The sequence below is a fragment of the Faecalibacterium hominis (ex Afrizal et al. 2022) genome (genome assembly GCF_049545105.1).
GTDB classification, from domain to species: Bacteria; Bacillota; Clostridia; order Oscillospirales; family Ruminococcaceae; genus Faecalibacterium; species Faecalibacterium duncaniae.
Genome location: NZ_CP186860.1, coordinates 1,303,045 through 1,323,843, shown reverse-complemented (window position 1 = coordinate 1,323,843; position 20,799 = coordinate 1,303,045). Strand labels below are relative to the sequence as shown.

At 58.9% G+C, this 20,799-nt stretch carries 19 protein-coding genes; 7 read left to right on the top strand and 12 right to left on the bottom strand.

Going from position 1 to position 20,799, the window contains the following annotated elements; all coding sequences use genetic code 11:
• Nucleotide 1 precedes the first annotated feature (1 nt).
• The 3 genes from trmD to uvrC all read left to right on the top strand — a co-directional run bounded on the left by trmD (nucleotide 2) and on the right by uvrC (nucleotide 3,675).
• Entirely contained in the window at nucleotides 2-1,234 is a 1,233-nt protein-coding gene (gene trmD / locus ACKXGA_RS06370) for a tRNA (guanosine(37)-N1)-methyltransferase TrmD (RefSeq protein ID WP_423730295.1), read from the top strand.
• 260 nt (nucleotides 1,235-1,494) lie between these two features.
• Nucleotides 1,495-1,758 (top strand): HPr family phosphocarrier protein, encoded by a 264-nt coding sequence (locus tag ACKXGA_RS06365; RefSeq protein WP_005920365.1) that lies wholly within the window; start codon nucleotides 1,495-1,497, stop codon nucleotides 1,756-1,758.
• Between the two features lie 69 nt (nucleotides 1,759-1,827).
• Entirely contained in the window at nucleotides 1,828-3,675 is a 1,848-nt protein-coding gene (gene uvrC / locus ACKXGA_RS06360; protein ID WP_186850937.1) for an excinuclease ABC subunit UvrC, read from the top strand.
• 53 nt (nucleotides 3,676-3,728) lie between these two features.
• On the opposite strand, the gene ACKXGA_RS06355 is transcribed toward uvrC, so the two are convergent.
• The 3 genes from ACKXGA_RS06355 to ACKXGA_RS06345 form a co-directional block, all read right to left on the bottom strand.
• Nucleotides 3,729-4,577, bottom strand: coding sequence for a transporter substrate-binding domain-containing protein (locus tag ACKXGA_RS06355; RefSeq protein WP_423730294.1), 849 nt, complete (start codon nucleotides 4,575-4,577; stop codon nucleotides 3,729-3,731).
• Between the two features lie 158 nt (nucleotides 4,578-4,735).
• A complete protein-coding gene (locus tag ACKXGA_RS06350) occupies nucleotides 4,736-5,551 on the bottom strand; it encodes an amino acid ABC transporter ATP-binding protein (protein WP_423730293.1) in 816 nt (271 codons plus the stop codon).
• Between the two features lie 16 nt (nucleotides 5,552-5,567).
• Nucleotides 5,568-6,251 carry an amino acid ABC transporter permease gene (locus tag ACKXGA_RS06345; protein ID WP_005931789.1) on the bottom strand — a complete coding sequence of 228 codons (684 nt, stop codon included), beginning with the start codon at nucleotides 6,249-6,251 and terminating at the stop codon, nucleotides 5,568-5,570.
• A gap of 316 nt (nucleotides 6,252-6,567) precedes the next feature.
• Here ACKXGA_RS06345 and ACKXGA_RS06340 point away from each other — a divergent pair, with 316 nt between their 5' ends.
• Nucleotides 6,568-7,596, top strand: a complete 1,029-nt coding sequence (locus ACKXGA_RS06340) for an NAD(P)H-dependent glycerol-3-phosphate dehydrogenase (RefSeq protein ID WP_097771489.1) — start codon at nucleotides 6,568-6,570, stop codon at nucleotides 7,594-7,596.
• 166 nt (nucleotides 7,597-7,762) lie between these two features.
• On the opposite strand, the gene ACKXGA_RS06335 is transcribed toward ACKXGA_RS06340, so the two are convergent.
• The 7 genes from ACKXGA_RS06335 to coaBC form a co-directional block, all read right to left on the bottom strand.
• Nucleotides 7,763-8,794: an SGNH/GDSL hydrolase family protein gene (locus tag ACKXGA_RS06335; RefSeq protein ID WP_423730292.1), complete on the bottom strand. Its 1,032-nt coding sequence runs from the start codon at nucleotides 8,792-8,794 to the stop codon at nucleotides 7,763-7,765.
• 39 nt (nucleotides 8,795-8,833) lie between these two features.
• Nucleotides 8,834-10,567, bottom strand: coding sequence for a class I adenylate-forming enzyme family protein (locus tag ACKXGA_RS06330; protein WP_423730291.1), 1,734 nt, complete (start codon nucleotides 10,565-10,567; stop codon nucleotides 8,834-8,836).
• A 183-nt stretch (nucleotides 10,568-10,750) separates the two neighbouring features.
• On the bottom strand, nucleotides 10,751-11,776 hold the full coding sequence (locus tag ACKXGA_RS06325) for an ATP-binding cassette domain-containing protein (protein WP_423730290.1): 1,026 nt from the start codon (nucleotides 11,774-11,776) through the stop codon (nucleotides 10,751-10,753).
• The gene (locus ACKXGA_RS06320; RefSeq protein WP_097771486.1) at nucleotides 11,769-12,830 is read right to left on the bottom strand and encodes an ABC transporter ATP-binding protein; all 1,062 of its coding nucleotides are present in this window, start codon (nucleotides 12,828-12,830) and stop codon (nucleotides 11,769-11,771) included. The genes ACKXGA_RS06325 and ACKXGA_RS06320 overlap by 8 nt, the downstream gene beginning before the upstream one ends.
• Before the next feature lie 13 nt (nucleotides 12,831-12,843).
• Nucleotides 12,844-13,875, bottom strand: a complete 1,032-nt coding sequence (locus tag ACKXGA_RS06315; RefSeq protein ID WP_005931769.1) for an ABC transporter permease — start codon at nucleotides 13,873-13,875, stop codon at nucleotides 12,844-12,846.
• Nucleotides 13,875-14,816 (bottom strand): ABC transporter permease, encoded by a 942-nt coding sequence (locus ACKXGA_RS06310; RefSeq protein ID WP_005931767.1) that lies wholly within the window; start codon nucleotides 14,814-14,816, stop codon nucleotides 13,875-13,877. The genes ACKXGA_RS06315 and ACKXGA_RS06310 overlap by 1 nt, the downstream gene beginning before the upstream one ends.
• 206 nt (nucleotides 14,817-15,022) lie before the next feature.
• Nucleotides 15,023-16,219 carry a bifunctional phosphopantothenoylcysteine decarboxylase/phosphopantothenate--cysteine ligase CoaBC gene (gene coaBC, locus ACKXGA_RS06305; RefSeq protein WP_423730289.1) on the bottom strand — a complete coding sequence of 399 codons (1,197 nt, stop codon included), beginning with the start codon at nucleotides 16,217-16,219 and terminating at the stop codon, nucleotides 15,023-15,025.
• A gap of 251 nt (nucleotides 16,220-16,470) precedes the next feature.
• On the opposite strand from coaBC, the gene ACKXGA_RS06300 reads away from it, so the two are divergent.
• From ACKXGA_RS06300 to ACKXGA_RS06290, 3 genes are all read left to right on the top strand, one after another.
• Nucleotides 16,471-17,358 carry a type III pantothenate kinase gene (locus ACKXGA_RS06300; RefSeq protein ID WP_156072572.1) on the top strand — a complete coding sequence of 296 codons (888 nt, stop codon included), beginning with the start codon at nucleotides 16,471-16,473 and terminating at the stop codon, nucleotides 17,356-17,358.
• A gap of 24 nt (nucleotides 17,359-17,382) precedes the next feature.
• The gene (locus ACKXGA_RS06295; RefSeq protein WP_423730288.1) at nucleotides 17,383-18,366 is read left to right on the top strand and encodes a Gfo/Idh/MocA family protein; all 984 of its coding nucleotides are present in this window, start codon (nucleotides 17,383-17,385) and stop codon (nucleotides 18,364-18,366) included.
• A 241-nt stretch (nucleotides 18,367-18,607) separates the two neighbouring features.
• On the top strand, nucleotides 18,608-19,207 hold the full coding sequence (locus tag ACKXGA_RS06290) for an ECF transporter S component (protein WP_097771480.1): 600 nt from the start codon (nucleotides 18,608-18,610) through the stop codon (nucleotides 19,205-19,207).
• A 131-nt stretch (nucleotides 19,208-19,338) separates the two neighbouring features.
• Here ACKXGA_RS06290 and ACKXGA_RS06285 read toward each other — a convergent pair whose 3' ends face one another.
• Nucleotides 19,339-19,692, bottom strand: coding sequence for a DUF6465 family protein (locus tag ACKXGA_RS06285; protein ID WP_278320814.1), 354 nt, complete (start codon nucleotides 19,690-19,692; stop codon nucleotides 19,339-19,341).
• Nucleotides 19,693-19,856: 164 nt separating this feature from the next.
• Complete coding sequence (locus ACKXGA_RS06280) at nucleotides 19,857-20,336, bottom strand: hypothetical protein (RefSeq protein ID WP_117476741.1); 480 nt, start codon at nucleotides 20,334-20,336, stop codon at nucleotides 19,857-19,859.
• Between the last annotated feature and the right edge of the window lie 463 nt (nucleotides 20,337-20,799).

Below are 20,799 nucleotides of genomic sequence, written 5' to 3'. Positions count from 1 at the left end.
CATGGGGATGCGTGTGGACATCGTGACCCTTTTCCCGGAGATGTGCCAGCAGGTGCTGGATTCCAGCATCATCGGCCGCGCCGCCAAAAAGGGATATATTGAGACTCACTGCCACCAGATCCGGGACTACACCCTGAATAAACAGAAGCAGACCGACGACTATCCCTATGGCGGCGGCTGCGGCATGGTGCTCTATGCCCAGCCCATTGCCGACTGCCTGCGGGCAGTCCAGAAGGAAGTGCAGGAACAGGGACGGCCTGCGCCGCATATAGTATTCCTGACGGCAGGTGGGCAGCGCTATACCGAGGAGCACGCCCGGCGGCTGGCCCAGTACGACAACCTGACCCTGGTCTGCGGCCACTACGAGGGCATCGATGAGCGCGTGATCGATGCCTTTGCGGACGAGGAAATTTCCATCGGCGATTATATCCTCACCGGCGGCGAGCTGGCCAGCCTGGTGGTGGCAGACAGCGTCCTCCGCCTGAAACCCGGCGTTCTGGCCGAGCAGAAGGGCTACGAGGAGGAGAGCTACTGGGACGGTCTGCTGGAGTACCCCCAGTACACCCGCCCCGAGGTCTGGGAGGGCCGTGCTGTACCGCCTGTCCTGCTGGAGGGCAACCACCAGAAGATCGATGCCTGGCGGGGGCAGCAGAGCCGGGAGCGCACCCGTCTGCGCCGCCCGGAGCTCTACGAGCAGTGGTGTGAGACCCATCCCCTGACCGAGATCCCCAAGTGGAAGCGGGGAGAGAATGTCCGGCTGGTCAAGACCGCTGAGCAGATGGAGGCTGCCGCAAAGCTGTTTGCGGAGGGCCGCCGGAGCATTTGTGCCGGGGGCTGGGTGCAGGAAGCGCTGGATGCCCTGACCCCGGAGATGTTCCTGCCGCAGCTGCAGCAGGAAAAGCAGGAAGGCTGGGTCTGCTACCTCCACTATACCAAGGATGTGCCGGATGCCACGGTCAGCGTACACCACAAGACCGGGCAGGTGGAGCATCTTTTTGTGACGGAGAGCACCCGGGGCAGGGGCATCGGCCAGAAGATGCTGGATTTCGCCCGGAAGAAGCTGCCAGAGCATGAGCACCCGGTGCTTACGGTGCTGAACACCAACACCCGGGCACTGGCTCTTTACCGCCGCATGGGCTGGCAGGTAGTGGGCGCAAAGGAGAAATTCGACCCGGCCAAAGACCCGCTGGTGGTGCGCCCCAGTCAGGTGCTGGAAATGCGCTATCAGGGCTGAAAACAGGGTCGAACGGGCCGGGAAACTGTCGAAGGTCGAAAAAATGTTGAAAACTTTTGTATTACCCGGCCAACACTGGGGGAATAATTTTGTTATCTTTGTATAAAAGGCGAAAAAGACCCCCCTCATCATTGGGAAAACCGCCAAAAATGCGTTCTGGGGCTGTACATTGGTTTCGGCTTGCGCTAAAATAGGTACAACGCAACAGGCAAGAAACAAATCGAATTCCCGAGAACGATAATAGATAGGAGCGTTTTACTATGTACGTCAAAGAAGTTACCGTTGAAAATCAGGTTGGTCTGCACGCTCGTCCGGCTACCTTCTTTATCCAGAAGGCTAACGAGTTCAAGTCTTCCATCTGGGTCGAGAAGGAAGAGCGCCGCGTGAACGCTAAGAGCCTGCTGGGCGTTCTGTCTCTGGGCATCGTGGGCGGCACCACCATCCGCATCATCGCTGACGGCGCAGACGAGCAGGCTGCTGTTGACGGCCTGATCAAGCTGGTCGAGTCTGGCTTTGCAGAGTAATTCGAGCCTTTGATTTTTGAGGCGGCGGGATGTTTTTCCTGCCGCTTTTTGTTTTACCAAGGAGCTGCCATGACCAAAGCAGAACTGTATCAGAAAGCCTGTATGCTGCCGCTTTTGCCCGGTGTGTATATCATCCGGGACAAAAGCGATACCATCATCTATATCGGCAAAGCCAAACGCTTGCGCATCCGGGTGAGCCAGTATTTCCGCGAGGGTGTGCCCCACGACAACAAGGTCAGCCAGATGATCGCTCACGCCTATGCGTTTGATGTTATCGTCTGCCAGAGCGAGTTCGAGGCGCTGGTGCTGGAAGCCAGCCAGATCAAGGCGCACACCCCCAAATACAATATCCTGCTGAAGGATGACAAGGGTTACAGCTATATCAAGGTGACCCGGGAAGCCTGGCCCCGCCTTTCCTTCGTGCTGCAAAAGGAGGAGGACGATGCCGAATACATCGGCCCCTATACCTCGTCCTTTGCGGCCCGGCAGATGGCCGAGACTGCGCTGGATGCCTTTTTGCTGCCCCGGTGCAGCAAACGGTTCCCCCAGGATATCGGCAAGGGGCGGCCCTGCCTGAATGCCCATATCGGCAAGTGCATGGCCGTGTGCAGCGGAAAGATCAGCTGCGAGAACTACAATCAGGCCGTAAAGAACGCGGTGCATCTGATCCGGTACGGCAAAAAGGACATTCTCAAGACCCTGAACGAGCGGATGCTGGAAGCCTCTGACCGGCTGGAATTTGAGACAGCGGCCCTCCTCCGGGACCAGATCAACGCCATCACCAAGGTGACAGCGGGCCAGAAGGTCGTGGTGGACCCGGAGGTGGAGATGGATGTGGTGGCGTTGGCCGGTACCCCCAGCAGTGTCTGCGCGGCGGTCCTGCGCTTCCGGGAGGGGCGGCTGACCGATAAGCGGGAGTTCCTTTTCCACGATACGGCAGATATTGCCGCCGTGCGGGAGGAGTTTTTGCCCCGGTATTATCTGGACGATGAGCAGATCCCAAAGATCATTGCCGTGGACGAGCTGCCGCCGGACAGCGAAGTGCTGCAGCAGGCCCTGAACGAAAAGCGGGGCAGTGAGGTGCAGCTCTATGTGCCCCAGCGGGGCGATAAGGCCCATCTGGTCGAGATGGCCCACACCAACGCGGTGGAACGGCTGGCCCGGGAGAGCGGCCGCTACGCCCGTGAGGAAAAGCTGCTGGATGAGATGGCGCAGGTGCTGGGGCTTTCCAAGCCGCCCCGCACCATTGAGAGCTACGATATCTCCAACTGGGGTGATGGCACCAGCGTCTGCGGCATGGTCACCTTCCGGGATGGCAAGCCCTACAAAGCCGGGTATCGGAAGTTCCGGATGAAGACCGTGCTGGGGACGGACGACTACGCTTCGCTGGCCGAGACGGTGTCCCGGCGGGCGGCAGAGTATGAGAAATACGCCGCGCTGGCCGCACAGGGGCAGGGCAGCGATAATTATTTCGGGCAGAAGCCGGACCTGCTGCTGATGGACGGCGGCCGGGGACAGGTCAGCGCGGCCAAGGCGGCACTGGCAGGCACTTCGCTGGCCGATGTGCCCCTTTACGGCATGGTCAAGGATGACCATCACCGTACCCGCGCCATCGTGGACAGTGAGGGCCGGGAGATCGCCATCAATATGAACCGGGGGACATTCACCTTTATCACGGCCATCCAGGACGAGACTCACCGCTTTGCCAATGCCTACCGCAAGCAGCAGATGCGGAAGAAGAGCTATTCCTCCACCCTGACCGAGGTGCCCGGCGTGGGCCCCAAAACGGCCAAGGCCCTGATGACACAGTTCAAGAGCGTGGGTGCTGTGCGAGAGGCCACCCCCGACCAGCTGGAAAATACCCCCGGCGTTGGCCCACAGCTGGCACAGACCATCTATGATTATTTTCACGCATAACAAAAGGAGGGCGGCTGCATCGCAGCCGCCCTCCTGGCGTATTCAGGAAAAGATCAATTCTCGGAGGAGATATCCTGACCGAAGTACTTCTCGCTCAGCTCCTTCAGGGTGCCGTCGGCGCGCAGCTCATCGATGGCGTTGTTGACGGCTTCCAGCAGGGTGGCGCTGTTGTCGCCCTTGCGCAGGGGGATGGCAACGTGGGAGGCATCCTCAGTCTGGGCCACGATCTTGAAGTCGGCATCCGGATGGACGTTCAGGTAATCGTAGAAGGAGACATCCGCATTCAGGGTCGCGTCAATGCGTCCGGCAGCCAGCAGCTGGATGGTTTCCTCCAGGGTGTCGATGCCCTGCACGGTAGCACCGTAGCTCTCAGCCAGCTCCATGTAGGTGGAAGCCAGGCTGTTGGCAGTGGTCTTGCCCTTCAGGTCCTCGAAGGTCTTGATCTCGTCGTTGTCCTTGCGGACGGCCAGAGCGGTGTGGATGTAACCGTAGGGAGTGGTGAAATCATAAGTCAGGGCGCGCTCGTCGGTGACCTCCACGCCGTTGCAGACCATGTCAAAGCGTCCAGCGTCCAGACCGGCGAACAGGCTGTCCCAATCACTCTCCACATACTCCGGCTCCACGCCCAGCTTTTCGGCAATGGCGCGGGAGACCTCCACATCATAGCCCACCAGAGTGTCGCTCTCGTCATGGTAGCTCCAGGGCTGCCATGCGCCCTCCAGTGCCACGATCAGCTTGCCACTGGCCTGAATGGCAGCCAGCTGGTCAGCAGAAGAACCGGCAGCAGAGGATGCACCGGCGCTTGCGGCGGTGGAGGTGCTGCTGTTGGAGCAGCCGGACAGGGTCAGAACGCCGGCGGCGGCCATGACACTCAACATCGAAATAAAAGTTCTGCGCTTCATAGTTAAGATCCTTTCATAGAAAAAGCTGTATCAAAAGGACGGCGGGGAGTTTCCTAAGCAAATGTTCCGCTGGGGTGGGACCCTGTTGCCGAAGGCAATAGGGCGGGCGATGGAATGGCCCGAAGCATTTGCGTGGAAAGCTCCCCGTCGGCCATCCCTTATGCTGTGTGCTCGATCTTCCGCAGGAACTCCCGGGTCCGCTCCTCGCGGGGGTGGGCAAAGAATTCGTGGGAAGGGGCCTGCTCCACCACCACGCCGTTCTCCATGAATACCGTCTTGGAGGAGACGTTGCGGGCAAAGCCCATCTCGTGGGTGACCACCAGCATGGTCATGCCCTCCTCGGCCAGATTTCGCATGACCGAGAGCACCTCACCGGTCAACTCCGGGTCAAGGGCACTGGTGGGTTCGTCAAAGTAAATGATCTCCGGGTCGGTGGCAAGGGCGCGGGCAATGGCAACGCGCTGCTGCTGTCCGCCGGAAAGCTGGCGGGGATAGTAGTCAGCCCGGTCGGCCAGACCGACCTTTTCCAGCATCCGTCTGCCGATCTCATCCGCCTGCTCTTTGGGCATCCTGCGGGCAACGATCAGGCCCTCGGTCACATTCTGCAGGGCGGTCTTGTTCCGGAACAGGTTGTAGTTCTGGAACACAAAGGCCGTTTTTTTGCGCAGGCGGGCAATGTCGGCCCGGGAGATCCTGCCAAGATCGAAGGATTCGCCGTCGAACACCAGAGTGCCGCTGTCAGCGGTCTCCAGAAAGTTCAGGCAGCGCAGCAGGGTGGTCTTGCCGGAGCCGGAAGGGCCCAGAATGGCAACAACGTCTCCCTTTTCCACACTCAGGTCCACGCCGTTCAGGACGTGCAGTGCGCTGCGCACCCGGCGGGCAGTGCCGCGCGGGAAAGGCCCGATGTGGAAGCGGGGCTTGTCATCATAGGTGTAAAATGTTTTGTGGATGTCTTTGATCTCTAACATGGCCATACCGTCCACCCCTTTCTCACTGGAAACCGTGCGCGTTCAACTGCCGCTCCACCAGCGCCTGCAGCTTGGTGATGATGGTGCAGAACAGCAGGTAGACCACAGCCACCTCGCAGTAGATGGGCAGGAAAATGTAGGTGCGGGCTGCCACACGCTGGCCTGCCATGAACAACTCTGCCACCGTGATGTTGGAGGCCAGAGAGGTGTCCTTGATCATGCTGATGAGGGAGTTGGACAGGGAGGGCACGGCGGTGCGCAGGGCCTGCGGCAGAACGATGCGGCGCATGATCTGCCACCAGGTCATGCCCACGCAGGAACCGGCCTCCAGCTGGCCCTGGGGCACGCTTTCCAGCGCGCCGCGCATGGTCTCGGCGCAGTAGGCACCCTCGTTGAAAGCAAAGGCGATGACGGCTGCCGGAAAAGCATCCAGCATGATGCCCAGGCTGGGCAGGCCGTAGAAGATGATGAACAGCTGCACCAGCAGCGGCGTGCCCCGGATGACCCAGATGTAGAACCGGGCAATCTGGCGCAGCACCGGAACATTGGCGTACTGCACCAGCGCAACAGCCACTGCAATGACCATGGCAAGGCTGAAGGAGATCAGGGTCAGGGGAATGGTCATGGTCAGGCCTGCCGTCAGGATGCGGGGCAGGGCCTCCCACAGCACGCTGACCGTGCGGTTGGTAAGAAGTGCTTCAAACATATTTTTCTTCCTTATTGATAAAAAACGGTGGAATATCTTTGGGATACACCTTAAACTGTGGTTCAGGTCAAGAGCATATCCTACAATTCCTACCAAAATACTATAGCATGAAATGGAGATAAGTGCAATCCATTGGCGAAAATCTTTCACTCTGGCCAAAAACAAAAGAAAACACAGGTTAACTTTGTGCAGACTGGCAAGGAGTTGACGCGGTACGATGTTTCGTGTAAAATGGAATCAGACAGGCCCCGTGCAGGAAGCGCGGGGAACAGGCCGGGCACACAAGCAGCCCGGCGCATACGGAGGACAAAACACAATGAAGCATAAAATTGGTATTCTGGGTGCAGGCACCTGGGGCATGGCTCTGGCGCGGATGCTGACGGTGAGCGGCAATGACGTGACCGTGTGGTCGGCGCTGGAACAGGAGATCGACAACCTTTCCACCACCCGGGTCCACCCCAATCTGCCCGGCATGACCATTCCGGCAGAGATGAAGTTCACCAAGAGCGTGGAAGAGGTATGCACGGACAAGGAGATCCTGCTGTTCGCGGTGCCGTCGGTGTTCGTACGCTCCACCGCCGCCAAGGCCCGGCCCTTTGTGCCGGACGGTCAGATCATTGTGGACGTTGCCAAGGGCATTGAAAAGGATACCCTGTTCACCATGACGGAGATCCTGGCCGATGAGCTGGGCAAAGAGGGTGGTCCCAAGGGGGTGCGTCTGGTGGCCCTGAGCGGCCCCACCCACGCCGAGGAGGTGGCGATCGACCTGCCCACCACCATCGTTTCGGCCAGCAAGGATATGGAAGCGGCCAGATTCGTGCAGACGGTGTTCACCAACAATGTCATGCGTGTGTACACCAACGAGGACATCAAGGGCGTGGAGCTCAGCGGTGCCATGAAGAACGTCATTGCGTTGGGCGTGGGCATCTCCACCGGCCTGGGCTATGGCGACAACGCCCGTGCCGCCCTCATCACCCGCGGCATTGCCGAGCTTGCCCGGCTGGGCGTGGCCATGGGCTGCAATGTCCACACCTTTGCCGGTCTGGCCGGTATTGGTGACCTGATCGTGACCGCCACCAGTATGCACAGCCGCAACAACCGGGCCGGCATCCTCATCGGCAAGGGTGAGACCCCGGAGCAGGCCGTGAAGGAGGTGGGCATGGTGGTTGAGGGTATGAACGCCCTGCCCGCCGCGCTGGAACTTGCCGCCAAGTATCAGGTGGAAATGCCCATCGTTCAGACCGTGAACGCTGTTGTGAACAAGGGCATGAGCGCCGCCGAGGCGGTGCGCTCTCTGATGGACCGGGACCCCAAGAACGAACTGTCTCAGAGCTACGAAAAGTAATATTTTTTCATCGAGAGGGACGACCCTCTCCGTCATTGCTTCGCAATGCCACCTCTCCCGAGGGGAGAGGTTTGGTGCTGTATTTTACGGCATCAAAAAAGCTCCCCCTTTCGGGGGAGCTGGCAAAGCCGCAGGCTTTGACGGAGAGGGCTGTCCCTCTTTCATTTTACTGCTGGGCCTCGATGGCCTTGACGATCTTGTCGGCGATGTACTTGTGGCCGGAGACGGTGGGGTGGCCATCCAGCTCAGTCTGAGCAAAGGGGATGGAAACGTAGGTGGCACCGTAAACATCGGCCAGCTGCTTTTCGTAGTTGTTCAGCTTGCTGAAGTAGTTGCTCCAGCTGGGCAGCAGGGGCACAGGGTTGGTGGCACCGATGATCAGGATCTGGGCATCAGGGTTCAGCTCCTTGACGGCTGCCACGATCTGGCGCAGGTTGCTGCTGCTTTCGGGATAAGCGTTCTCGCAGATCTTGTTCATGCCGGAGAAGAACAGGTTCCAGACGGCATCCTTCTCACTGCGGGTCAGGCTGAGCTTTTTCAGGCTCTCGTTCAGTGCGTCCTCGGTTTCCTTGCTGCTGCCGCGCAGGTTGCCGCTGAGCACGATGGAAGCCAGGTCTTCACTTTTCCAGTTAGTGGCCTCACCAAAAGAGACCACGGTGGGCACAAAAGCATCATTGGAGCCCAGCTGGAGGGAGATAACATCGGCACTTTTGATGTAATCTACAAACTCGGGGTAATTGTACTGGCAGCCGGAGAGGGTGTTCATCTCGGCCATGGTGCCGGTCTTGACCAGCTCCAGCATATCCTTGCTCATCACGCCGGGCAGGCCCAGATTGATGGCATGATCCCGGTCGAGGTTCAGGCTTTTGCCCACCTGACCCACATAGCAGGTCTCGGGGTAACCCTTGAAGTTGAAGGAAACGTCCACGCCCATCAAGTTATGTGCATATTGAACGGTAGTCAGGCCGATGCCGGCGCAGATGCTGTCGCCCAGGGCAACATAGGTGATGGAGTTGGGCTCCTTCTCTTCTTCGGTGCTGCTGGAGGTGAAGAAACAGTTCTCCTCCTCTGCGGCGGTCTGTTCAGTGGTCAGAGCGGGGTCTGCGCTCTCTTCCGGGACGGCTGCAAAGGCCGGAACGCTCAGGACAGAGAACAGCATGGCGGCCGAAAGGGCCAGGCCAATCAGTTTCTTTTTCATGGTGTCGTCACGAATCCTTTCCAATGTGTATTATTCTGCTTAATAATCGCGGGGAGTGATCTCTTCTTCCAGCTTGCGATAATCAAATTTAGCGGCCAGCGTCAGGGGCATTTCGGGGATGATCTTGTACCCCACAGGCTGGACATATTCGGGCAGCTCTTCAATGCAGAGCTGGCGCAGCTCCTTGATGATCTGCTTACGCTTGGCGGCGGGAACCGCAGGGTCAAGCACCAGATAGACAAAAGGCAGGCGGCCCTGCACATGATCCTTGTCAACGCAGCCCACCACAGAGCACTGATGCACGGCGGGATGCTGGCTGACCACATTTTCGATCATGGAGGGGAACACCTTGAAGCCATCGTGACGGATGATGAGCCGCTTGATCCGGCTGTCCAGATAGACAAAGCCGTCCTCGTCCAGATAGCCGATGTCACCGGTATGCACCCAGACCCGGCCATCTGCATGGGTGCGCAGGATGGCGGCGGTCTCGGCAGGCTTGTTGTAGTAGCCCTTCATAACGCCGGGGCCGGAGATGCACAGCTCGCCCCGCTGGCCGATGGGCAGCTCCGTGTCGGTGCCCGGCTCAAAGGCGGACACCAGCGTGTTGACCAGTGGCAGGCCCACGCTGCCGGGTTTGTTGTTCTGTCCGGCAGCAGCGGTGGCAGCAGAGGATGCCTCGGTCATGCCGTAGCCCTTGGCGATGGGGAATTCCACATTGTGAGCGGCCAGGAAGTCGTTGACCGTCTGTTCGGCACCCCGGGCGATGGCATCGCCGCCCGCGGCATAGTTGCGGATGAAGGAGAGATCCTTGTTCTGCAGCTTGGGGTCAACAGCCAGCTGCTGGTAGTGGGAGGGCACGCCGAACATGTGCTCGGGCTTGTACTTCCAGATCAGGCTGCCCAGCTTATTGGGGTCGAGGTTGGGGACGATGACCACCTTGATGCCCAGCGTCAGCGGCAGATGTACGCCGCAGGCAAAGCCGTAGGCAATGAAGGGGGGCATGATGTTCAGCAGGGACTGACCCTTGGAAAACAGCGTGTCGCAGGCAGAGAACTGCATGGCGATGCCGTTGAAGTTGTTATCGGTCAGCATCACGCCCTTGGGGGAGCCGGTGGTGCCGCCGGTGTGCACCACCACGCAGGCGTGCTCCGGGTCATAGGGCTCCGCGGCAATGCTCTCGTCCTTCCCGGCAGCAAGGAACTGCTTCCAGTGGATGACATTGGAGTGATACTTGTTCTTGTCGAGATTCTGGACCTTGTAACCCAGCGCCAGAGGCAGCGGCAGGGAATCGGCCGGGGAGAGCACCACCACATGCTCCACATGGGTGCGCTTGGCAGCCTGATGGCAGCGCTCATACACCACATTCAGGCAGATCAGCAGGTGGGAATCCACCTCTTCAATGTACTCGCGGATGCCCTCCACACTGTAACGGGGATCCACCAGGTTCAGAGTCGCGCCGATCATGTCGGCGGCATAGAACGCAAAGATGATCTCCGGGGTCATCACGCTGACCACAGTGGCGATATCGCCCTTTTTCAGGCCCGCGGCCCGCAGGGCGGCAGCTGTCTTTTTGACGTTGACGATAAAATCAGCGTAGGTGAACTTGCGGCCATAGTATTCCAGTGCGGTCTCGCCCAGCCGGTTCTTGTTCTGCCGGCAGACGAGCTCAAACGCCGTGCAGGCGGGCATGGTCTGGTCAATGTACTTCTGATCGTAGAATTTCAGCCAGGGACGTGCCTGGGAAGCGTAGATCGGGGTGTTGGATGTTGTCATAAATTGTCCTTTGTCCTTTGAGCAGTCACTGCACCCGCAGCCGGGGCAGCCAGATTCAATGGGGTCTTAAATTTCGTCCGTTTGTCAAAAACAACACAATACGTACAAGAGCTATTGTAGTAGAGCAGGGTGGAAATGTCAAGAAACAAAGGGCGAACTTTGCCAAAAAACGCAAGAGAAAGTTTACATTTCAGCCAGCCAGTCTTTGGCCTCCTGCTCGCTGCAGAGCACCCAGTGGCTGGGGCGCAGCTCCCGCCACTGGGGAGCCTCCTGCGTGTAATCGTGCATGGCGGGGTCGTAGACCAGCAGCTTTTTCTTCCGCTCCAGCCTGGGGTTGGGCATGGGGATGGCGGAGAGCAGGCTGCGGGTGTAGGGGTGGATGGCATGGGTCACCAGCTCCTCCGCATCGGCCAGCTCCACGATATCGCCCTTGTGGATGACGGCGATGCGGTCCGAAATGTACCGCATGACCGAGAGGTCGTGGGCGATGAACAGGTAAGTGATGCCGCGCTCCTTCTGCAGATGGCGCAGCAGGTTGAGCACCTGGGCGCGGATGGACATATCCAGAGCCGAGATGGGCTCGTCGGCAATGATGAACTCAGGCTCCACGATCAGGGCGCGGGCAATGCCGATGCGCTGGCGCTGGCCGCCGGAGAACTCATGCGGGAAACGGGAAGCAAATTCAGGCAGCAGACCCACATCCAGCAGTGCCTGCCGGACCTTCTCCTCCCGCTGGGCGGCGGTCAGGTCGGGCCGGACATTCTGCAGGCCCTCGCCCACGATGTAGCTGACCTTGGCGCGCTCGTTCAGGGAGGACTGCGGGTCCTGGAAGATCATCTGAATCTCCTTGATGACCTGCTGGTCCAGCTGGCGGGAGATCTTGCCGTTGATCTTCTGGCCCTTGTACAGGATCTCGCCGCCCGAGGTGGGCAGGATGCGCATGATGGCGCGGCCGATGGTGGTCTTGCCGGAGCCGGATTCGCCCACCAGACCAAAGGTCTCACCCTTGTAAATTTCAAAGTTGGCACGGTTCACGGCCTTGAAGGCTTTGCGGCCGGAGCCGTAGGTCACCTCGAGGTCCTTGACCTTAAGCAGGACCTGCCGGGGCGAGGCCTCTCCATCTTGTTGGCGCAAGACCTTTTTTTCGCTCGAACACTCCACTGGGGTATTCGCTGCTTCGCAAACGCGAATGTCACGATTTTCAGGCATCCTGCATCCCCTCCTCTTTCAACAGTTTGACGGCGGCAGGTGGTTCCACCTTGGGAGCCCGGGGGTCCAGCAGCCAGGTCTTGGCCTTGTGGGTGGGGCTGACCGTAAAGTAGGGCGGGCGCTTGACAAAGTCGATCTTCAGCGCCTGGGGGTTGCGGGGCGCAAAGGCATCGCCGTGGATCTCGGTGAACAGGTTCGGGGGTGTACCCTGAATGTTGAACAGATCCTCGCCTTTGATGCCCATCTGGGGCATACTGGACAGCAGCGCCCAGGTGTAGGGGTGGCGGGGGTCGTAGTAGATCTCATCGGAGGTGCCGATCTCCACGATGTCACCTGCGTACATGACGGCCACCCGGTCGGCGATGTTGGCCACCACGCCCAGATCGTGGGTGATGAGGACGATGGTCAGGTTGTACTTGACCTGCATCTCCTTGAGCAGCTGCAGGATCTGGGCCTGAATGGTCACATCCAGTGCGGTGGTGGGCTCGTCGCAGATCAGGATCTGCGGGTTGCAGGCCACCGCAATGGCAATGACGACGCGCTGGCGCATACCGCCCGAAAACTCGTGGGGATACTGCGCAAAGCGCACCTCGGGGTCGGCAATGCCCACGTCCCGCAGGTACTCAAGGGTCTTTTCCCGGGCGGCCTTGCCCTTGAGATGCTGGTGTAGCTCCACGGCTTCCATGATCTGGTCGCCGATGGTCTTCAGGGGGTTCAGGCTGGTCATGGGGTCCTGCATGATCATGGCGATCTCATGGCCCCGGACCTTCAGCCAGTCCTTCTCCTTTTTCAGGTCGGAAAGGCGGATGGGCTTGCCGTCATCGGCACCGTAATAATCAATGGTGCCCGAGGTGATGGAGCCGTTGGCATCCAGCAGGCCCATGAAGCTCTTGGTGAACACGCTCTTGCCGGAGCCGGATTCGCCCACGATGGCAAGGACTTCGCCGTGGTAGATGTCCAGGTCGATGCCGCGGATGGCATGCAGCACCTTGCCGCGCAGGTTGAATTTGATGTTGAGGTCCTTTACAGAAAGGATGAGCTGATTTTTTTCCATCTTCTGTCCCTCCTTACTGCAGGTGGTTCTTCGGGTCAGCAGCGTCCGAGAAGGCGTTGCCGATGAGGTAGAACGCAATGGTGACAAAGCTCAGGATGATGGTGGGGTAGAGCAGCTGGTACCGCAGGCCCGCCTGCATCATCACCTTGCGGCCGTCGTTGATCAGGTTGCCCAGAGAGGGCGTTTCCACAGAAAGACCCAGGCCGATATAGGTGATGAACACCTCGCTGCCGATGGCGGCGGGGATGGTCAGGGCCATGCGCAGCATGATGACCGATACCAGATAGGGCAGCAGGTTGCGCAGCACGATGCGGCGGATGGGGGTGCCGATGCAGCGGGAAGCCACGTTGTAATCACGGTCGCGGATGATCAGGATCTGGTTGCGGATAAAGCGCGCCATGGCGATCCAGCCCGTGATGGACATGCCCAGGATCAGGGTCTGGATGCTGGGGGATGCGACATAGGAGATCAGGATCAGGATGATGGTGGAGGGGATGTTATCACAGATGTTGTACAGCTCGGTGAAGAAGAAATCGAGCTGGCGGACATAGCCCCAGAGCACGCCCACCGTGATGCCCACCACGGCCTCGATGAGGGCCACGAAGAAGGCGATGGTCAGACTGGTGCGTGCACCGGCCCAGATGCGGGCCCACAGGTCCTGGCCGATGGCGTTGGAGCCCCAGATAAAGCCCTCTTCCCCGGGGGCGATATTGCGGAACTGGATACCGGTGGTAGAGTCTACCTGGCAGAGATTGGGATCTGCCTGACCGGGCAGATAGGGCTGCAAAAAGGCAAAGCCCACCACGAACACCAGTGCAATGAGCAGGGCCACGGCGATCTTATTCTTGAAGAAAGCACGGAAGGTGCTGCCCCAATAGCTGTAATTGGAGTAGGAGGTGGCCTCGGCACGCTCCTCGCTGAACCCGGCGGGGGTGAACAGCTCGTCCTCGGGCAGGTCGGCCCAAGCGGCGGGGCCGTCCTTCTGCAGCTTGTTCAGGTCGTTTTCCAGAACAGCTGCCTTGTGATCTTTCATGTGGAACAGCATTATCGGCCACCTTCTTTCTTGCCAAAGCTGATGCGGGGATCGATGAGCACCATGAGCAGATCACCCAGGATCAGGCCGATGATGCCCACGCAGGCGTACAGCAGCACGATGCCCTGCACCATGGTGTTGTCGTGGCGCTGGACGCAGGTGACCAGCAGGCCGCCCATGCCGGGGATGGAATACAGGCTCTCGATGTAGATGGAGCCGACCACAGTGTTCAGGAAGGCAGAGGGAATATACTGCACCAGCGGCACCATGGCGTTGCGGAAGATGTGGCGCAGGGCGATGTTGCTCTCGCTCACGCCCTTGGCCAGCGCCAGCCGGACGTAATCCTTGTTGCTCTCGTCCACCATGTAGCGGCGCAGCCACATGGCGTAGAATGCCACGTTGCCCAGGCTCATGGAGCAGACCGGCAGCACCCAGTACCGCCAGTCAGAGGCATCAAACAGCAGGCCCACGCCCAGGGCGGTGGTGCCGTACATCTGAATATAAAGGTAATACACGGCGGCAGGCACGGCCTGAATGAGCACGATGATGGCGGTGCCGATCTTATCCGGCCAGCGGTTCTTGAACCGGCCCATCAGCAGACCCATGGGAATGCCGATGACCAGGCTCAGCAGCATGGCGAACACGCCCATCTGGATGGAGATGGGCAGCTTTTTGGCCAGGATGCCGGTGACCGAGGCATTTACCTTATAAATATGGCTCACGCCCAGGTCGCCGTGGAGGGCATTCCACCAGAAGCGGCCGATCTGCACCGGCAGCGGGTCCAGCAGGCCCATGGACTGCAGGCCCGCCTGGATCTGGGCCTCGGTCATTTTTTCGTAGTTTGCAAAGTAGCCTTCCACCGGCATCAGCCGCAGCAGGCAGAACACGAGCGTTACAATGACGAACAGCGTCAGGATGGAACGCCCGATGCGTTTTGCCAGATATTTCAGCATATCTGTGCGCACCCCTCTTTCGTTTGTGGTTCCTCCGCGGACAGTGGACCTGAACAGCGGATAGGAATAGAATACATCAAAATTGCACTTTTGGAAAGTGATTTGCCCGGATTTTGAAAAATGTTTTTGTAAAAGCAGGGTAAAGTGAACGTTTCTCTTACAAAAACAACCCTCTCCGCCGGGTTGACGGAGAGGGATAAAAGTTTTTATAAACCTCTGCGCTTCAAAATCTCATCCAGAATGGCATCGGCCACATCGGCCTTGTTCATCAGGGGAAGCTCCAGGGTGCCGTCGGGGGTGATGAAGGTGACCACGTTGGTGTCCACCCCAAAACCGGCCCCGGCGACCTTCAGGTTGTTGGCCACCACCATGTCCAGATTCTTCCGAGTCAGCTTGGCCGTGGAGTTTTCCACCATATCCCGGGTCTCCATGGAAAAACCGCAGAGGAACTGGTGGGTCTTTTTCGGGCCGATGGTGCCCAGAATGTCAGCGGTGCGCTCCACAGGGATGGAGAGGTCGCCGTCCTTTTTCTTGATCTTGTCGCTTGCCACCGTCACGGGGCGGTAGTCTGCCACGGCGGCAGCCATCACCAGCACGTCCATCTCCTCAAAGCGGCTGGTCACGGCATCGTACATATCCTGCGCCGTGGTAATGGGAACATCGGTGGTGAAGCGGACCGGCGGCAGGTCGGTGTGACCGTGGATGAGGGTGACCTCTGCTCCCCGCATGGCGGCGGCCCGGGCGATGGCATAGCCCATCTTGCCGGTGGAGTGGTTGGTCAGGTAGCGCACGGGATCCAGCGGCTCCTGCGTGGGCCCGGCGGTCACAGCGATGCGGACACCGGCCAGATCCTTGGGCCGGGCGATGGTGTGCAGGATGTACTCGATGAGCACATCCTCCCTGGGCAGGCGGCCGCTGCCCACATCCTTGCAGGCCAGCATCCCGCTCTCGGAGGGGATGACCGTGAAGCCGTAGTGCTCCAGCGTTCTGAGGTTGTCCTGCGTGATGGGGTTTTCCAGCATCCCGGTGTTCATGGCCGGGCTGACCAGCTTGGGGCACTTGGCTGCAAGCACCACGGTGGTGAGCATATCATCGGCAATGCCGTGGGCCATTTTGGCAATGACGTTGGCCGTGGCCGGTGCCACCAGAACGACATCCGCCTTTTTGGCCAGCGAGATGTGGGTGACCTCGAACTTGAAGTCGCGGTCGAAGGTGTCCACCATGCATTTGTGGCCGGTCAGCGTCTCAAAGACGAGAGGGGTGATGAAATGGGTGGCGTTCTCGGTCATAATGACCTCCACGTCCGCCCCCAGCTTTTTGAGTGCGCTGGCCACATTTGCCATTTTATAGGCGGCAATGCCGCCGGTAACGCCCAAAAGGACGCATTTGCCCTGCAGATCCATCCAAAAAACCTCCTGTTTTGCGGGTTTGCCTCTTTAGTATAATCCAAAATCACCGCCAGCACAACAAAATCTTTCGGTTGGGTCTTGTATCCAGCGCAAAAATGCGGTAAAATAGCTTGACTTAGAATAAAACCTCTCCGTCAAGGTCTGCGTCTTTGCCGCCTCTCCTGCCGGGAGAGGCAAGCCAACCGGCTCCTCTGGCAGGGGAGCCGGAGCAAAGCGCCTGAGAGGTTTTGCAGGAAAGGTAAAATATGATCTTAGCCATTGATATAGGCAACACCACCGTCGCCCTGGGCGGCATCAAGGACGGACGTGTATGCTTTGTGGCCCACATGGATACGGTGCGCACCCGTACCGCCGCGGAATACCGCATTGAAATGGAAAAGGTGTTTGCTCACCGCCGCCACCCGGAAAAGCCCATCCGGTTCGAGGGCGCGGTGCTGACCAGCGTAGTGCCCCAGATCACCGGGGCACTGGCTGAGTGCGCCCGCTATTACACCGGCAAAAAGCCGGTCATCGTTTCGCCGGAGATCCGCACAGGCCTGACCATGGGGGTGCCAGACCCCCATGCCGTGGGCAAGGACCGGCTGGTGGATGCCGCTTACGCTGCGGCGAACTTCCCGCTGCCGGTCATCACCGTGGATCTGGGCACTGCCACTACATTTAATGTTGTGGATGAGAACCGGGTATTCCGGGGCGGTGTGATCTGCCCGGGGCTTTCCACCGGCCTGCGGGCTCTGGGGGAGCGCTGTGCCCAGCTGCCGCAGGTGCGGCTGAGCTCCCCCAAAGCAGCCATTGGTGTGAACACTGAGAGCTGTATGCTTTCGGGCTCTGTGCTGGGCACGGCAGTTCTGCTGGACGGCATCACCCAGCGCATTGAGGAAGAGCTGGGCCGCCCGGCCACCCTGGTGGTCACGGGCGGGCTGGCAAAGTATGTCACGCCGCTCTGCCGCCATCCGCTGACCTACGACCCGGAGCTGCTGCTGAAGGGGCTGGCACTGCTGTACCAGATGAATGCACCTCAGCCGCACTATGCCGCCGGGGGCAGGCGGCGGAACCCGAACAACAATTTCCGCCGGGGCCGCCGCCCCCGCTCCCAGCGCCGGGAACGCCGCGAGGAGGAGAACAAAAACGGCTGACGACGAAACAGGATGGAGAGAACAATGAAACTAGGGATCCTGGGCACGGGGATGATCGTGCGGGAGTTTCTGCCCTGGCTGGCAGGGCCGGACTGCCCCTTTACGGTGCAGGCGCTCTGCAGCACCCAGCGCAGTGCGCCGGTGGCCGACGAGATGTGCGAACAGTACGGCATTCCCCAGCGCACCACGAACTATTTTGAATTATTGCAGTGGGTGGATGTGATCTATCTGGCCGTGCCCAACCTGCAGCATTACCGCTATGCCAAGGTGGCGCTGGAAGCGGGGAAGCATGTCATTGTGGAAAAGCCCATGGCCTGCACCGCTGCCCAGACCGAGGAGCTGGCAGCGCTGGCCCGCCGCAAAAAGGTGTTCCTGTTTGAGGCCATGACCACCCAGTACCTCGAAAACTACAACAAGATCCGGGAGCTGCTGCCCCGCATCGGCAGGGTGAAGCTGGTGCAGTGCAATTTCAGCCAGTATTCCAGCCGCTACGATGCCTTCTGTGCCGGGGAAACGCCGGTCTCTTTTGACCCGGAGTGTGCGGGCGGTGCCCTGATGGATCTGAATGTCTACAACATCAGCTATATCGTGGGCCTGTTCGGCGAGCCGAATCAGGTGCACTACCTGCCCAACATGGAGCGCGGCATCGACACCAGCGGTATCCTGACCATGGAGTACAACAGCTTCAAGGCAGTCAGCATGGCCGCCAAGGATTGCGGTGCGCCTGCCCGGTATATCATCCAGGGCACAAAGGGCTATATCCTGCAGAAATCCACGGCCAACTGGTGCGGCGGCGTGACCTTCCACCCCAATCAGGGCAAGGAAGAACATTTCAACCTGAACGGCGGCAGGCCCCGGCAGGCGGCGGAGTTCCACGCCTTTGCCAGGGCCATCGAGGGCGGTGACCAGGAGCTGTGCAGCCGGATGCTGGATACCTCCGTGGCCGTCAGCCGTGTGCTGACCGTGGCCCGGCGGAGCGCCGGCATCAAATTTCCCTGTGATAGATAAACATCCTAACCCTCTCAGGCACTTCGTGCCAGCTCCCCCAAAGGGGGAGCTTTTGACAAAACCGCAAACTTTGCATGGATTGCCAAGGCCTCGCCCTTCGGGAGAGGTGGCATTGCGAAGCAATGACGGAGAGGGTGAGGTCGTTTATAAATTTTCAAGCATCCCTGACATTTTATCAAAAACCAGATTTGCGCCGTATCCGACGTATAGGGCGGAACGGCAGCAGGAGGAAAACTGAATTATGAAAAACAACGATCTTCGCACTCTCACCCGACTGGCACTGCTGGTCGCCATCGAGCTTGTAATGAAGGCCATCGGCCTGGGCAGTGTGCCCATGGGCCCGCTTTACATGAGCTTCCTGACCCTGCCCATTGCGGTGGGTGCCATCACCATGGGCCCTGTGGCCGGTGCTGTGCTGGGCGGCGTGTTCGGCGCGGTGAGCTTCTATGATGCCGTTACCGGTGCTTCCGCCATGACCGGCGCTCTGTTCCAGGTCAGCCCTGTCAACACCTTTATCCTCTGCGTGGGCATGCGTGTGCTGATGGGCGTGTGTGTGGGCCTGATCTTCAACGGCCTGAGCAAGCTGGACAAGAGCCGCACCTGGAGCTATATCGTCAGCGCTATGTGCGCTCCGGCCCTGAACACCCTGTTCTTCATGGGCTATATCGTGCTGGCGTTCTACAACTGCGACTATGTCCAGAACCTGGTGTCCGTTAAGGGCGCTGCCAACCCCCTGATGTTCGTTGTGCTGCTGGTTGGTGTCCAGGGCGTGGCTGAGTTCCTCGTCTCCGGCATCCTGGGCGGCATCGTGGCCCGCGCCGTGCACAAGTTCCTGAAGTAAGACCCCGCGTTCCGCGTCAGGGAAGAGCGTATGGGTTTGTAACATTGTAAAACAAAAGACCAGAACTGAACTGCCACTTGGCAGAACAGCTCTGGTCTTTTTCTGTGCGGTGAAAAACAGAAACGCAGCCTTTACAGAGGCAGCTTGCCGCCGACCTTGTTGACGACATAGTAGGCGGCCTCTTCCTCAGGCTTGACGTAGATCTTGCAGGACTGCACGCCCACTTTGTGGGTCAGGCGGTAATCGGCCTTGGCGCGGTCCACAAGATCGGTGATGTTATACTGCTTGCCGGCAAATTCAACGTAGATCTCAGGGGAAAGCGGGGGACGGCCCTTGTGGGCGGTCTTTTCCGTTTTGGGGGCTTTCTCCGTTTTGACAGCGGACTTTGCGGTCTTGCGTGCGGGCTTTGCCTCGGCTGCGGAAGCTTCTGCAGCGGCAGGAACGACAGGCTTTTTCACTGACATGGATTCTACCTTCTTTCTCATATCGTTTTGCGTGTGGGAATAATACCGGAATGCGCCGGTAGAAAAACTTTGCATCAAACAGCAGCATATAACTATATAATAGTTTTTTGCGGCGCATTTGTAAAGAGGTTTTGTGAAAAAAGGTTCGTTTTCAGGCAGGAAATGCTTTTTTGTTTCTGGAAAAGTTACTGGGCGCACAGCCCCTCGGCCCGTGTGACGATGGACAGCAGCAGTTCGGTGTCCCAGTCCTCTGCCAGTACAAATAGATCATCGCAGATCTCCTTCTGGATTTGTGCCGTCGTTTTTTGTCCGGCAAGGACGCAGACCGCAGAAAGCAGTCGAACTTTCAGGGCACAAATTTCTGCGGGTGCGCCCCACAAACGGGCGAGGTCATAATTGCTGGTGTTTCCGCAGGGCATGGCACAGGCAGCACAGTTGGGCGCCACCCGGTGCTTCTCCGCTTCAACGATGTCAGTCATCCGGAGCAGTGCGCTCTCGGCGGCCTCGGGGTCAGCCGCCAGCCGCAGACCGGCAGCCAGTATGCGGTCAGTGTCCTCCGTTTTGGGTTCATTGACTGTGGAGCGCGCCAGCCCCACCAGCGCACCCAGCAGAGTGTCCCGCTGACGCTGTGCATCGGTAACGGGAGCAGAAAACGTGTGATTCATAGGAACCTCCAGGCTCTTTTTTTGCTGTAAGGATACCACGGAATCCCCGGAAAGGGAAGGCGAAAAATTCTTTTTTCTGCAAAAGGGAACTGCGTCTTGATTTTGGGCGGAAAATCCGCTATAATAATACCGTTCTACATACGCCGGTGTGTCGGAATGGCAGACGAGGGGGACTCAAAATCCCCTTCGTGATTTTTCGTGTCTGTGCAAGAAATCCACGAGTATTCGTTGAATTTTGAAAGTTTGTTGAAGCAGGATTTCTTACATCCCTCCTGAACATCCCTCCAATCTTCAGAAACCGGTACTAATGTCCCAAAATTGAATATCAGCCGATGTGGCGGAATGGCAGACGCAAACGACTCAAAATCCGCTTCGTGATTTTTCTTGTCTGTACGAGAAATTCACGATTGTGCGTTGAATTTTGAAGGTTTGTCGAAGCAGGATTTCTTACATCCCTCCTGAA